At 41.9% G+C, this 14,616-nt stretch carries 15 protein-coding genes; 11 read left to right on the forward strand and 4 right to left on the reverse strand.

The window, feature by feature from the left end; all coding sequences use genetic code 11:
* Positions 1-26: 26 nt before the first annotated feature.
* From MKY20_RS12870 to fbpA, 4 genes are all read right to left on the reverse strand, one after another.
* Positions 27-1,217 (reverse strand): chromate transporter, encoded by a 1,191-nt coding sequence (locus MKY20_RS12870; protein WP_157380209.1) that lies wholly within the window; start codon positions 1,215-1,217, stop codon positions 27-29.
* A gap of 11 nt (positions 1,218-1,228) precedes the next feature.
* A complete protein-coding gene (locus MKY20_RS12875; protein WP_019381183.1) occupies positions 1,229-1,537 on the reverse strand; it encodes a PadR family transcriptional regulator in 309 nt (102 codons plus the stop codon).
* 150 nt (positions 1,538-1,687) lie between these two features.
* Positions 1,688-1,825, reverse strand: coding sequence for a hypothetical protein (locus MKY20_RS12880; RefSeq protein WP_019381184.1), 138 nt, complete (start codon positions 1,823-1,825; stop codon positions 1,688-1,690).
* Between the two features lie 13 nt (positions 1,826-1,838).
* Positions 1,839-2,003, reverse strand: a complete 165-nt coding sequence (gene fbpA, locus MKY20_RS12885) for a Fur-regulated basic protein FbpA (protein WP_009333513.1) — start codon at positions 2,001-2,003, stop codon at positions 1,839-1,841.
* A 182-nt stretch (positions 2,004-2,185) separates the two neighbouring features.
* Between fbpA and MKY20_RS12890 the strand changes: the two genes are divergently transcribed.
* The 11 genes from MKY20_RS12890 to MKY20_RS12940 all read left to right on the forward strand — a co-directional run bounded on the left by MKY20_RS12890 (position 2,186) and on the right by MKY20_RS12940 (position 14,578).
* A complete protein-coding gene (locus tag MKY20_RS12890; protein WP_009333514.1) occupies positions 2,186-2,509 on the forward strand; it encodes a MerR family transcriptional regulator in 324 nt (107 codons plus the stop codon).
* A gap of 200 nt (positions 2,510-2,709) precedes the next feature.
* Positions 2,710-3,462 (forward strand): threonine/serine exporter family protein, encoded by a 753-nt coding sequence (locus tag MKY20_RS12895; RefSeq protein WP_341001328.1) that lies wholly within the window; start codon positions 2,710-2,712, stop codon positions 3,460-3,462.
* Between the two features lie 29 nt (positions 3,463-3,491).
* Positions 3,492-3,935 carry a threonine/serine exporter family protein gene (locus MKY20_RS12900; RefSeq protein ID WP_009333516.1) on the forward strand — a complete coding sequence of 148 codons (444 nt, stop codon included), beginning with the start codon at positions 3,492-3,494 and terminating at the stop codon, positions 3,933-3,935.
* Positions 3,936-4,107: 172 nt separating this feature from the next.
* A complete protein-coding gene (locus tag MKY20_RS12905; protein ID WP_192908906.1) occupies positions 4,108-5,823 on the forward strand; it encodes an ABC transporter ATP-binding protein in 1,716 nt (571 codons plus the stop codon).
* A 337-nt stretch (positions 5,824-6,160) separates the two neighbouring features.
* Positions 6,161-7,900, forward strand: a complete 1,740-nt coding sequence (locus MKY20_RS12910) for a serine hydrolase (protein ID WP_251174996.1) — start codon at positions 6,161-6,163, stop codon at positions 7,898-7,900.
* A 69-nt stretch (positions 7,901-7,969) separates the two neighbouring features.
* On the forward strand, positions 7,970-10,084 hold the full coding sequence (locus MKY20_RS12915) for a glycoside hydrolase family 3 protein (protein WP_251174995.1): 2,115 nt from the start codon (positions 7,970-7,972) through the stop codon (positions 10,082-10,084).
* Between the two features lie 188 nt (positions 10,085-10,272).
* Positions 10,273-11,532 (forward strand): exo-beta-N-acetylmuramidase NamZ family protein, encoded by a 1,260-nt coding sequence (locus tag MKY20_RS12920; RefSeq protein ID WP_251174994.1) that lies wholly within the window; start codon positions 10,273-10,275, stop codon positions 11,530-11,532.
* Positions 11,533-11,678: 146 nt separating this feature from the next.
* On the forward strand, positions 11,679-13,055 hold the full coding sequence (gene nagE, locus MKY20_RS12925; protein WP_251174993.1) for an N-acetylglucosamine-specific PTS transporter subunit IIBC: 1,377 nt from the start codon (positions 11,679-11,681) through the stop codon (positions 13,053-13,055).
* 330 nt (positions 13,056-13,385) lie between these two features.
* On the forward strand, positions 13,386-13,526 hold the full coding sequence (locus MKY20_RS12930; RefSeq protein ID WP_019381191.1) for a hypothetical protein: 141 nt from the start codon (positions 13,386-13,388) through the stop codon (positions 13,524-13,526).
* A gap of 142 nt (positions 13,527-13,668) precedes the next feature.
* On the forward strand, positions 13,669-14,124 hold the full coding sequence (locus MKY20_RS12935; RefSeq protein WP_019381192.1) for a hypothetical protein: 456 nt from the start codon (positions 13,669-13,671) through the stop codon (positions 14,122-14,124).
* 103 nt (positions 14,125-14,227) lie between these two features.
* The gene (locus MKY20_RS12940; protein WP_226280783.1) at positions 14,228-14,578 is read left to right on the forward strand and encodes a nuclear transport factor 2 family protein; all 351 of its coding nucleotides are present in this window, start codon (positions 14,228-14,230) and stop codon (positions 14,576-14,578) included.
* Positions 14,579-14,616 lie beyond the last annotated feature (38 nt).

Consider the following 14,616-nt stretch of genomic DNA (forward strand, 5'->3'; position numbering starts at 1 on the left):
GGCAGCTTTTCTCATTAGATGCGTTTCTAAAATATTGATCCTAATATCGTTCCGCCGATGGCACCTGTCACAACAATAATCCATGGCGGCAGCTTCCAATAAACAAGCATGCTGAATAGTACTGCTGCAAAGGCAAAATCAGCCGGCTCCAGGATGCTGCTGGTCCAAATTGGATGATAAAAGGCAGCGATTAAAATGCCGACAACTGCAGCATTTACACCCATTAATGCACCCTTTATGTTAGGATTGCGGCGAAGTGTGTCCCAAAATGGGAGGGTGCCTAATATCAGCAGAAAGGCAGGCAGGAAGATCGCGGCCGTTGCAAGCAAACCGCCTTGCCAGCCATTCATCACTGCCCCAAGATAGGCAGCAAAAGTAAATAACGGCCCTGGCACTGCTTGGGCTGCACCGTAGCCAGCCAGAAAAGCTTCTTCACTTAGCCAGCCTGTTGGGACAAATTCACGTTCCAGCAAAGGAAGGACAACATGGCCGCCCCCGAAAACCAGAGATCCGGAGCGATAAAAGCTGTCAAAAAGAGCAACCCAATCCAATGCGGTTAACTCCCTTAAAATTGGAAGAATTATTAAAAGGGCGAAAAACAACACTAAACAGCCAATCGCAAACCCTTTTGAAATGGGGAATTCCATACGGGCTTCGCTGTTATCTGCATGCTTCTTGTAGAGTAAAAATCCAATAAATCCAGAAATAAGGATGACCGCTATCTGAGTGATGGCTGTCTGCCATAAAAGTGTGACGATAATCGCGAACAGTGCCAGCGTTTTTCGCGGCAGGTCAGGTACAAGTTTTTGTGCCATTCCCAAAACCGCATGAGCCACTACAGCCACCGCGACAATTTTGAGTCCATGGATCCAGCCGGCTTCCGCAGGATTAATGCCTTGAAGAAGAATGGCAAAAATAATCAGAGCAATAACAGATGGCAATGTGAAACCAAGGAAAGCCATAATGCCGCCGGCTACTCCGGCCCTCATGACACCAACGCCAATGCCAACCTGGCTGCTTGCCGGTCCGGGCAGGAACTGACAAAGTGCAACTAAGTCTGCGTAGCTTTTCTCATCCATCCATTTTCTTCTGCGGACATACTCATCGTGAAAATAGCCGAGATGAGCCACAGGTCCCCCGAAAGAGGTAAGTCCAAGCCTTGTTGAAACCATTAATATTTCCAGTAAAGATTTTAAGCCAGTTCTGTTTTTGTTCATATGCATCTCCTTTAGTCTTTAATCTCTTTAAAAAGCTCATAAGCTTTTTTTCTGGCTTCCTCCAGCACCGAAATTCCTTTTTCTGTTGCAGTATAATATTTTCGGATTCGGCCATCTACATTTTTCTTCTCCTGATGAAGCAGCCCGTCTGATTCCATCGAATGCAGGATAGGATACAATGTTCCGGAACTGATGCTATATCCATGCTCTTTCAGCTCTTCCACCATCCAAGCGCCGAAAACAGGATGTTCCTTTGCATGGTGAAGTATATGGATTTGAATAAACCCCAGGAACAGCTTACGCAATATTTTATCTTCCAAGCAAATGCCTCCTTATTAATTTCGAAAACCGATATCGGAATTCGATAATAGGATGATACCAAAATAATGAGGACAAAAAAAGGGGGAATTATAAATTTACAAAACTTTAACATAGACATAAAAAAGAACGCTTTTCCAAGCGTTCCAGTATTAACTATTTTGTTCATTTCTTAAAATTTCATAAGCATAATCACCGGCTGCTGCCGTTAAACTTTCCCATAGCTGATCACGCAGTAAATCGAGTTCAATAATTCTTCTCGCCAAATCTATTGTATTTTTAGTTTCCATACGGGCCCCCTGATTAATAACGGTTTCGATTGCTGTGTTTTTTAAATATTACCTCAAGTTCTGTTAAAGTCAGCTTTTGCAGAGCCGGTTCAGAATGCTGATATTCGCTTCCAGATTTGACCAGCAGGCCGATTAGATATTGCCGTTTTTTCTCAATCGCCTTCCGTAAATATTGCATTCATTATCTCCCCTTTCCTTTAATGTTTTTTTTATTCTAAAAGAAATTTAGCTCATATTCATGTATTATGTTAAGTTTTCTTACATTGTTTTTGCTGTATTGTTAGATTTTCTGACAGGATTGATGAAAATGTTTGAAAGATTAGTATAATAAAAGAAAATGGTTAGATTGAGGTGACATGATTGGAAAGTGAATCATCCTACAAAACCAGAAAAGTCATTTCGATTGGGACGGTCAGCGAACTGACAGGACTTAGTGAACGGCAGATACGGTATTACGAAGAGAGGAAATTGATTTTCCCTGAAAGATCAGAACGCGGGAGCAGGAAGTATTCTTTTAGCGATGTAGAGACGCTCATCGACATAGCCAACAAAAGGGAGGAGGGAGTCCGAACGGAAGAAATCCGCTCGGAATTAAAGAGAAAAAAGAAAAAAGACGATCAGGCATCACGTTCAAAAATGATTCAGGGTCAGCTTAATGCGCAGTTTGGAATCCGGAAGAAATAATGGGAAAGTGATTATTCTGCAAGGGATAATCGCTTTTTTTATTCAGCTTTAATTCTGCCTTTTAGAATATGCTGCCGGAGTTTACGAAACATTTTTATATAAATTTTAGACAAAAGGTCTTTCTTTCGTTTACCATTTCCGTTAAGATGTAACCCTATATATGAAGGTTTTAAATTTTGATCTGTAAAGCAGGTGAAAGAATGGGGAAGGAATTTCCTCCAACAATAGAAGTAATAGAGATCTGCTTGCTTGCCGGGAAAATCATGCTTCAGGGCGGTGCAGAAACCTATCGGGTAGAGGACACAATGACCAGGATTGCAGCCTCCCTGGGTATACCGCACTCCCATAGCTATGTGACTCCAACCGGAATCATATTTTCAACGGATGGAACTGAACCGGCAAAGCTGATTCGGATTTCAGAACGGTCAACGGATTTGTATAAAGTAACATTAGTGAACGGAGTTTCACGCAGGATCAGCAGCGGTGAACTGGATGGAAAGGGAGCCTTGGCAAGGCTGAAGGAAATTGAAAGTGCCGACTATACTTTCCCTGTTTATCAGCAGATTCTTGCAGCCTCCATTGCAAGCGGGTGCTTTTTAATTATGTTCCTTGGAAGCTGGACAGATTTTATTCCAGCCATGATTGCAGGCGGTCTTGGTTTTGTTTCTTTTATATACGTACATAGAGTGGTCGAGATTAAATTTTTCTCTGAATTTATTGCTTCATTACTAATTGGCCTTATCGCCTATTTCTTTGTGTACACAGGAGCGGGAACAGAACTTGATAAGATCATCATCGGTTCAGTCATGCCGCTCGTTCCGGGGCTGCTGATAACAAATGCAGTCAGGGACTTAATGGCCGGGCACCTTGTTTCTGGTCTGTCAAAAGGGGCTGAGGCCTTTTTGACGGCATTTGCCATTGGAGCTGGGATTGCTCTTGTATTCACTTTCTAAATGAAATGCATTAGCGGAGGAATATGCGTATGTTTATGTTGACACATATGATTACAAGCTTTATTGCTTCAGCAGGGTTCGGAGTGCTTTTCAACGCTCCGAAAAAATCACTGTTGAAATGCGGGTTTGTCGGGATGGTCGGCTGGTTTGTTTATATTTGGCTTGTCAATTGGCAGTATGATGCTGTCATTTCATCATTAATCGCTGCTTTTACCATTGCAGTGATCAGCCAGATTTTTGCCAAAATGTATAAAACACCTATTATTATATTCAGTGTTGCCGGCATCATTCCATTGGTCCCAGGGGGGATTGCTTATAATGCAATGCGGAATTTTGTTGAAAATGATTATAATACGGCAATTCAGCTGGCTGCGAAAGCATTCATGATATCAGGGGCAATCGCAGTAGGACTTGTCATTTCAGAGGTAATCAATCAAATGATCCGTAAAGTTCAGTTTAAATCAAGAATCTAAAATAACTGCGAAGTACGATTACATCGGCCTTTCTTAGGAATTAAGCCGTAATATAACCTCTAACTATCAGACTCGTTTCAGGAAATAAATAGGGACGGGTTTTTCTTGTAATATATTCCTGGTGAATTTATAATCCTATTATGTTTGATTTTTTCAGAAAAAGGAGATTATGATGATCCGACGGTTTTTTAGCTACTATAGGCCACATAAGCGCCTATTCATTCTTGATTTTAGTTCGGCGGTATTCGTGGCAATTCTTGAATTGGGCTTTCCGCTTGCGGTTCAGTGGTTTATCGACAGCCTGCTTCCAAGCGGGAATTGGTCCATGATTGTTTCTGTAAGTGCCGGCCTGCTTGCTCTTTATTTGACCAGCACACTTCTGCAGTTTGTTGTTAACTATTGGGGCCACAAGCTGGGCATCAATATCGAAACAGATATGCGGCAGCAGCTTTTTCAGCACGTTCAAAGGCAGTCTTTCCGCTTCTTTGATAATACCAAAACAGGGCATATCATGAGCCGGGTGACAAATGATCTTATGGATATCGGAGAGCTCGCTCATCATGGCCCCGAGGATTTATTCATTGCGGTCATGACGTTTGCGGGTGCCTTCTGGATTATGCTGACGATCAATGTGAAGCTCGCTCTTATAACGATATTTGTTCTTCCCTTTCTTGTATGGCTGATTACATTTTGCAATATTAAAATGAACAAAGCATGGAAAAGGATGTACGGTGAAATTGCTGATGTGAACGCCCAGGTTGAGGATAGTGTATCTGGAGTGCGTGTGGTTCAGTCTTTTACAAATGAAAGCTATGAAATTAAAAGATTTAGAGAAAACAATGGCAAATTCCGTCTTGCCAAGCTTGCAGCATATAAAATTATGAGCTTTAGTGCTTCCGGAGTTTATATGCTGACCAGATTAGTTACGCTGATTGTTCTAGTGTACGGTTCCTGGCTGAGCTTCAACGGGCAGCTATCATATGGAGAATTGGTCGGATTTGTGCTTTATGTGAATGTACTTTTAAAACCGATTGATAAAATTAGCGCCCTGATGGAACTGTATCCAAAAGGAATGGCTGGTTTCAAACGCTTTTTGGAAATTATTGATACTGAGCCAGAGATTGAGGATGCAAAAGATGCCATTGAGGTTGAATCCTTAAGGGGTGATATCCGCTTTCAAGATGTAGCATTTAGTTATGACAAGCATAAATCGGTGCTTCAGGGGATTGACCTTCAAATAAAAGCAGGTGAAACAGTTGCTTTTGTTGGACCTTCAGGTGCCGGAAAGACAACGATTTGTTCTTTGATTCCACGCTTTTATGATGTAAATAGCGGAAGCATTAAGATCGATGGCATGGATATCAGGGACATGACGAAAAAATCACTGAGATCGCAAATCGGCATTGTTCAGCAGGATGTCTTCCTGTTTACCGGTACACTGAAAGAAAATATAGCTTACGGAATGCTTGGGGCAACAGACGAGCAGATTGCGGACGCAGCTCAAAAAGCCCACCTGCAGGACTTCATTGCATCTCTTCCGGATGGCTATGAAACTCAAATTGGGGAACGGGGATTAAAGCTGTCTGGCGGACAAAAACAAAGAATTGCCATTGCAAGAATGTTCCTGAAAAATCCGCCGATTTTGATTTTGGATGAAGCAACTTCGGCATTGGATACAGAAACCGAACAGATTATTCAAACTGCGTTGAATGAGCTTGCCGTAAACCGCACTACACTTGTGATTGCCCACAGGCTTGCAACCATTCGAAATGCAGACAGAGTGGTGGTTGTCACAGAAGACGGCATAGCCGAAGAAGGTACACATGATGAGTTAATAGAACAGGGCGGGATCTTCGCAGGCCTCCATAATGTGCAATTCCAAAGATAAAGCAGAATCCGTAATGGATTCTGCTTTTTTGTCTAAATGGAGACCTCTGCAAAAATACTGTTTCATCAAACAAACCTGGAAAAAATTAAAGAATAGTAGAAAACTAGCAAACAAGCATTCATTTTTACAAATGAAATTTGGGAAATCTGCAAACAAATCATGGAGTCAATCAATGAAATGCATAATTTTCAGAATAGTCAAAAAGAACTATCGTTTTAATTAAATATATGGAAGTTTTTAACTAGAACAGGACTTATGTGGTATAGACAACTATACTCTAACTCTATTAATCTTACAGTATGTAAACCCTTTCAAACATAAAGGAGGTTATTGGCTGATGAAAGTTCATAAAATTAAAGGAGGCAGTATGAAACATAAAACCAAGCTTATTGCGCTATCAGCAGCACTTAGCACATCACTCTTTATTCCGGCAGCATATCCGGCATCTGCGCAAAGCGCGGAAGGAGTTAAGCCAACAATGGAAAGGAAGGATCATAAAGAGGTGAAATACAAAAGTCATCCGATTTTTTCATGGGATCGCCCTGGGCCGATTTCTCCTATTCTTCATCCAGGTTCAGCGGCGGGAGCTGGAATGGTTCAGCAGCCGCTCAATGAAATCGATCCGCTGATGGAAGGTATGATTTCAGAAGGAGTCATGCCTGGTGCTGTCACTTTTGTCGCAAGGCGGGGCCATATTGTCAAACAAGACGCATACGGATATTCCTACCGTTATACGGATGATAAATTTACTGAAGCGCAGAATCCGATTGAAATGACGGAAGATACAATCTTTGATCTGGCTTCAATCAGTAAAATTTTCACAACTACTGCTGCGATGATATTGTATGATGATGGCCGCTTTCAACTGGATGATCCGGTTGCGAAATATATCCCCGAGTTTGCTGAAAACGGCAAGGAAAATGTAACGATTCGCCAGCTGATGACACATACTTCAGGATTTACTGCATGGATTCCTTTATATTCACAAGGGAGCAGCAGAGACGATCGGATGCAAATCGTTTTTAAACATCCATTGGCCAATGAACCGGGTGAAGCGTATACATACAGCGATTTGAATATGATTACCCTCGGCGCAATAATCGAACGCCTGTCAGGACAAAGCCTGGATGAGTTTGTGAAAAAACGCATAACCAAACCCCTCGGTATGAAGGATACGATGTATAATCCTCCTGAATCTTTGAAACACCGGATTGCGGCAACGGAATACCAGCCTGCTATCGGCAGGGGCCTTGTCTGGGGGGAGGTTCATGATGAAAATGCCTGGTCCCTTAATGGCGTTGCCGGACATGCAGGTGTCTTTTCCACTGCATCCGATCTTGCTAAACTTGCCCATATGTATGTGAATGACGGGCGTTATGGCGGCAAGCGGATTTTAAAGGAAGAGACAGTGAAAATGCTGATTCAAAACCAGATTCCTCAATTTCCTGGAAATGATCATGGCCTTGGCTGGGAGCTTGGTCAGGGATGGTTCATGGATGCCTTATCAGAGGGAACTTCGCTTGGGCATACAGGGTACACTGGTACATCTATTGTAATAAACCGGAATAATGGCACGATTGCTATTCTCTTAACAAATCGCGTCCATCCATCAAGAAATACTGTTACAACGAATATTGCAAGGCGAGCATTTGCAAGACAGGTAGCAGATTCCATTCCTGTTGCAATCCCTGGAAAAGGAGATGCCTGGTTCTCAGGATATGGAGATAAAATTCAGCACAATTTAACGGCTAAAGTGGATCTCAATGAAGAGGCGGTCCTGTCGTTTGATACCTGGTACAGAACTGAAACCAATGCGGATATGGCCTTTGTAGAGGTATCAGAGGATGGCGTCAATTGGACACAGGCGGCACAGCCATTAACAGGCAGCAGCATCGATTGGAAAAACGAAAAACTAACGATTCCTGAAGGAACCTCCCACATTCGATTCCGATACCAGACAGACAGTACAGTAAATGGCAGAGGCTGGTATGTTGATAATGTAAAACTCAGACTTTCAGATGGCAAAAAAGTGACGCCTGCCTTCTCAGGAAACGGGTGGAAAAAAAGAAATTACTAGCATTCGATTTTTTAGTGAAAAGTAAGCTTAAGAGCATATGAAATAAATGCAGTAAGGACGGTGGAAGAAATGGTTAAAGCCCGTAAAATAATGTTCATTTCCCTTCTCGCAATTACACTTGCCGTTTCGCAGTTATGGATCGGAGGAACCTTGAAACAAGCCTCTGCAGAAAGTGCAGCAAAGGATTTAATCATCCTTCAGAATGTGCCTGATGTCAGTACGGAAATTAGTGGAGAAGCATTTCAATTAAAGGCGCTTCATGTCTATAAAGAAGGACATTTCATGGGAATTTCAGATGGTGTGAAATGGAAATCTTCAAATAAAAATGTTGCAGCAGTTGATCAGGCGGGGAATATCACCTTAATGGGGAAGCCAGGAAAAACCTTCATCAGTGTAACGGACGGAGTATATAAGGACCGTATTGCACTTCAAATAAAACCTGACGGCAAAAAGCACAGCAAGGGCAAGCCAGCTTTTAAAGTGAAAATCATTAAGGAGCATGGGAAACGGTATGATCTCATTAGCCGAGCAGTGAAAAACATGTCTATTGAAGAAAAGGTCGGCCAGATGCTGATGCCTGATTTCCGCACCTGGAAGGGGAAAAATGTCACTGAAATGCTGCCGGAAATTGAGAAGCTGGTAAAAGATTATCATCTTGGCGGGGTCATATTATTCCGTGAAAATGTGGTGACAACAGAACAGACAGCCACACTGGTTTCCGACTATCAGAAAGCTGCAGATAAATTCGGCTTATTAATGACGATTGACCAGGAAGGCGGAATTGTAACACGTCTTCAATCAGGAACAGACATGCCTGGCAATATGGCGTTAGGAGCTGCCCGTTCTGAAGAAATTTCCCGAAAGGTCGGCAAGGCGATTGGAAAGGAACTGGCATCACTTGGCATAAATATGAACTTTGCACCTGTTATGGATGTAAATAATAATCCCGACAATCCGGTAATTGGCGTTCGTTCATTTGGTGAGGACCCGCAGCTTGTCGCTGACATGGGTGTTGCTTATACCGAAGGATTGCAATCAGCAGGTGTTGCCGCTACAGCAAAGCACTTTCCCGGACATGGAGATACAGCAGTAGACTCCCATCTTGGATTGCCTGAAGTACCACATGACAAAGAACGTCTAAAAGAAGTTGAATTGTATCCTTTCCAAAAGGGAATGGAAGCAGGGATTGATGCGATCATGACAGCACATGTTACCTTCCCTAAGATTGATGATACAAAAGCAATCTCGAAAAAAACTGGTGAGGAAATTGCAGTTCCGGCCACTCTTTCCCATAAAGTGCTGACAGAACTTATGAGGGAAGAAATGGGCTATGATGGTGTTATTACAACAGACGCGATGAATATGAATGCCATTGCCGAACATTTTGGACCAGTTGACGCGGCCATTCGAGCAGTAAAAGCTGGAACAGATATTGTGCTAATGCCTGTTGGGCTTCAAGAAGTTGCAGAAGGGCTAGTGAATGCTGTGGAGAATGGAGAAATATCAGAAAAACGCATTGAATCATCAGTTGAACGAATTTTAACTTTGAAAATAAAGCGAGGAATTATTAAAGAAGAGACACCACAGCCGATCGATGAAAAAATTGCAAACGCACTTCAGATTGTTGGATCAGAAGAACATAAACAAATAGAAAAAGAAGCAGCTGAACGTTCAGTCACATTGGTTAAAAATGAAAGAGATGCACTGCCGCTGCAATTATCTCCTGAAGATAATATAGTCGTTGTCGGCAATACGTATATTGCAGACTTAAAGAACGCAATCAGCAAGTTTCATGCAAACACAACGGTCATCCAAACCTCAAGCTATGCATTAACGGAAGAGCAGAAGGAGCTAATCAGGAATGCCAGTGCTGTTATTGTGGGCTCCTATACGTTTAATGTATCAGGCCGCTCACCGGACAGCGCTCAGATGAAAATGGTTAATTCCATCATTGCTGAGTCAGAAGCTCCAGTCATTTCGGTTGGCATCCGTAACCCATATGACATCATGGCTTATCCGGAAGTTGATGCCTACATTGCGCAATACGGATTCAGGACGGCAAGCTTTGATGCATCTGCAGGTGTTGTTTTTGGCCAGGTTAATCCTTCAGGTAAATTGCCTGTAACAATTCCGGGTCCAGATGGCAGTGTTTTATTTGAATTTGGCCATGGATTGAGCTATTAGGCACACTGCTATTTTTAAATAGGAAGGGGTACAGGCAGCCTAGGGTTTTGCCTGTGCCTTCATTCTTAATATTAGTAGAATTTTTATCGTTGGAATTTTAGAAACTTTCTAGCTCCACCCCCTTCCCCACCAAGATGTAGGGGATGGGCAAGGAGCTTCCGCTTTTCTGATCAAGGAGGGAAAAATATATGAAGAAATGGTTTATGGGGTTTTTGACAATGATTCTCGTACTCTCTTCTTTAACTGTTGTGCTTGCAGATAACGGCAATGGCAAAGGAAAAGGCAAGAAAAAGAAATTCGAGCTTGGAGTTGAAGTTCTTTTAAATGATAAGAAGGATCTCATAGAGGGGAAAAGAGTGGGCTTAATCACAAACCCGACTGGGGTAGACCAGAATTTAAACAGCATTGTCGATATTCTGCACAATGATCCCGATGTGGAGTTAACAGCTTTATATGGCCCGGAACATGGAGTCCGCGGAAGTGCACAGGCGGGAGAATATGTTGAGTATTATATCGATGAAAAGACAGGGCTTCCTGTTTACAGCTTATACGGAAAAACCAAGAAGCCTACACCTGAAATGCTGGAAAATATCGATGTGCTCCTGTTTGATATCCAGGATGTAGGAACACGTTTCTACACGTATATTTATACAATGGCATATGCAATGGAAGCAGCAAAAGAAAACAATATTCCTTTAATCGTGCTGGACAGGCCAAATCCCCAAGGTGGAACAAAGGTTGAAGGACCTGTGCTTGATATGAAGTATTCCTCATTTGTGGGGAATTATTCGATCCCGCTCCGGCATGGGATGACAGTAGGTGAACTGGCCGAATTATTCAATGAAGAGTTCGAAATTGGTGCAGAGTTAACTGTTGTCAAAATGAATGGCTGGAAGCGGGAAATGTATTATGATGACACCAGCCTTCCGTTTGTCATGCCGTCCCCTAATATGCCCACTTTAGAAACTGCTTTAGTATATCCGGGAGCTGCATTGATTGAAGGGACGAATGTTTCTGAGGGACGCGGAACAACGAAGCCGTTTGAATTAATTGGTGCTCCATTTATCAACGCTGATGATTTGGCTGGACATTTGAACAGTCTTAATCTTCCGGGGGTAACCTTCAGAGCTGCTTCGTTTACACCAAGCTTCTCTAAGCATGCAGGAAAGCTTTCACATGGGATTCAAATTCATGTTACACATCGCGATGCATTCAAGCCTGTCGAGACCGGACTTCATATCGTGAAGGCGATCCATGATATGTATCCGGAAGACTTCGAATTCCGTGCCGAAAACAGTGCAGGAATTTCATTCTTTGACAATCTGATGGGCAATGGCTGGGTCCGTGAAGACATTGAGGAAGGGAAGCCAGTTGAAGAAATCTCCTCCAAATGGCAGAAAGAATTAAAACAATTCAATAAGACACGTGAAGAATATTTACTCTATTAAACTCGCAGGAAAGAACTTGGCGGCAAAATGCCCCAGGTTCTTTTTTTATTATATGGCGGGTCGGCATAATACTGATGGTGTCTGGTACTGAATTATAAAGCCTGTTCATATTATGTAATAATCCATGCAGAAAGAGGTGTGTAAAAATGTTGGGGTTTTTACAAAAGATTGGCAAGTCTTTAATGCTGCCGATTGCAGTCATGCCTGCTGCTGCACTTTTGCTTAGGCTGGGACAGGATGACCTTTTAGGCATTCCGTTTATATCTGCAGCCGGGAATGCTGTGTTTGGACATTTGGCTCTATTGTTTGCCATCGGGATTGCCATCGGTTTTTCTAAGGATGGCAGCGGGGCCGCTGCCCTAGCCGGTGCAGTGGGTTATTTTGTGCTGACTGAAGGTGCCGCGGCGATAAACGAAACGGTCAATATGGGTGTTTTTGGGGGAATCATTTCCGGTATTATTGCAGGGCTATTATACAATAAATATCATGATATTAGGCTGCCGGAATGGCTTGGTTTCTTTGGAGGAAAACGGTTCGTGCCCATTATCACATCACTTGTTATGATTGTCATTGCATTTTTGTTCGGGTATGTGTGGCCGCCGGTCCAGGCAGGCATTAACAGTGTGGGCGATTGGATTATTGGTGCAGGTGCCGCGGGTGTTGGAGTCTTCGGATTCCTCAACCGATTATTAATTCCGGTTGGGCTCCATCATATATTGAACACGCTTGTCTGGTTTGAGTTTGGTGAGTTTACTAATGCAGCCGGGGATGTCATTAAAGGAGACTTATGGCGATTCATTGCAAAAGATCCATCTGCAGGGATTTTCATGACTGGATTCTTCCCGATCATGATGTTTGGTCTGCCGGGCGCTGCTTTTGCCATGGTTGCAGCTGCTAAAAAGGAAAGAAGGAAAGCGGTGGCAGGGGCGATGGCAGGCCTCGCATTTACTTCCTTCCTGACCGGTATTACAGAGCCGATAGAATTCTTATTTATGTTCTTATCACCGGTACTATATTTTATTCATGCTATTTTAACAGGTTTGGCTATGTCCATCTCCTATTTGTTGGATATTCATCATGGGTTCGGGTTTTCAGCAGGTGCCCTGGATTATTTTCTAAACTTCGGCATTGCCCAGAAGCCAGTGCTGCTTGCGGGAATAGGTCTCCTTTATGGCCTTCTGTATTTTGTGGTTTTCTATTTCCTCATTAAGAAACTGGATTTAAAAACGCCGGGAAGGGAAGATGAAATTGCAGGTGAATTTGAAGGGAATTCCGCTCTAAAAGGCAACTATGCTGAAGCTGCAGATGCTTATCTGGAGGCTCTGGGCGGCAGAGAAAATCTTGAAGAAATCGATAATTGTGTAACCCGCCTTCGTTTAAAGGTGAAAGATATAGCTATGGTTGATGAAGGGCGTTTAAAACAGCTGGGGGCAAAAGGGGTAATAAAGCTCAGCAAAACCAGTCTGCAGGTTATTGTTGGAACGGATGTTGAATTTCTGGCAAATGAATTGAAAAAGAAGTAAATGAAAAGCTGGCTCGCTGTCACGGGGGCCAGCTTTTGTTACATATAGTTTTACAAGGGTGCCTCAATTCCCTTAGATACTGATGAAATATATGCTTTCTCATATAGTAATTAAGTTTTAATGATCTCTGCAAATCATAATTTTAATAGCTTTACAGTAAAAAATTAAATTTATAGGATGGACATTTTTTCAAATTTAAGTGTTATCCCCCATGGACAAGCGCCCTTTTTTCTCAGTATAGGATAGTAGTTTAAGCATGTCCAAATTTTAAACATAACATGTCTACGTAAGGGTTCCCTTGCTAAATGACTTTAAAGGGGGGATATCATCATGGTAGAACCATTAACGGTGTTAATTGTCATTCTTTTAGCCGTTGTATTACTTTTGGCAAGCATTCTTGTACCTTCAGCAGAAGGTGCCATCGTGGAGGCAATTTGCAGCCTTTTGGGATGCTCTGCAAATGACGCTTAAAGAAAAATTACAGAAACCCTGGTATATTTCCAGGGTTTTTCGTATGAAAAAATAAAATCTTTTAATCCTGTATGTTTGTCCATTCCAAATATACTGCAGTTTCATAGAATAGTGAGTGAAAACGAAGAAGGACGGGATAAAAATGGAGGAAAATAAACCAGAACAGCAGAATTCATCTGAAAAACCGGCAAGCAATAAGAATCGGTATAATTCCGAGGCTGTAGAAAAACTGGCAGCAAATTTACTGAAGGATGAAAATAATATCAATTTCGGATCTTTATTTAAAATGGCCAATAAGATATTGAAGGATGATTCCCTAATGGGACTGGTCGGGGAAATCTCTCAAAAGCCGCCTGAAGATAAAGATGGAGCAGCTATCGAAGAGATTCCAGACATCGAAAATAGAGAACTTGTTTCCTTGCAAAAAGAAATGGAGGCAATAAGATCCGAATTAAAAACAACTCGAAAAGAGGTAGCTGAATTAAAGAAACAAAACGCTTCCCTTTTAAGCCTATATTTAAAAGTACTTAATGCAGCAAACAATGATTTTAAAAAAGGTATTGGGCTTATATCAGGATTAAGCAAATTATTAAAATAGAGACTTAAGGCATTACTTTTACGGGTAATGCTTTTTTTATGGCACAAAACTAGACCGGCATGCTATAAAACCTTAGGATAGAAAGAAAAACGATGGAAAGATGGTGTCCCAATTGGAAGAAAAAACAGGAAGGATTGCTCAGCAGCAGCTTGATGCTTATAACCGGCAGAACATTGATGAATTTTTAGCAGTATATAGTGATGATGTAACAGTTATGACATTCCCTGGGGACGAGGTTATGTATAAAGGAAAAGAAAAAATGAGGGAGAGGTACAGCCAGCTTTTTAAAAACAATCCAAATCAGCATGCTGAGCTGATTTCCAGAATGGCAAAAGGAAATATAGTTATTGATTATGAATATGTTACTGGAAGGGCAAACGGTCAGTCTATTTATGCAATAGCAATGTATGAAATTGAAGAAGATAAAATTCAAAAAGTCTGGTTTGTAAAATAAAATAGTGTTAATTAAAAAATTTCGTATTCCGATTAAAA

It is taken from the genome of Cytobacillus sp. FSL W8-0315 (assembly GCF_038002905.1).
Classification (GTDB): Bacteria; Bacillota; Bacilli; order Bacillales; family Cytobacillaceae; genus Cytobacillus; species Cytobacillus pseudoceanisediminis.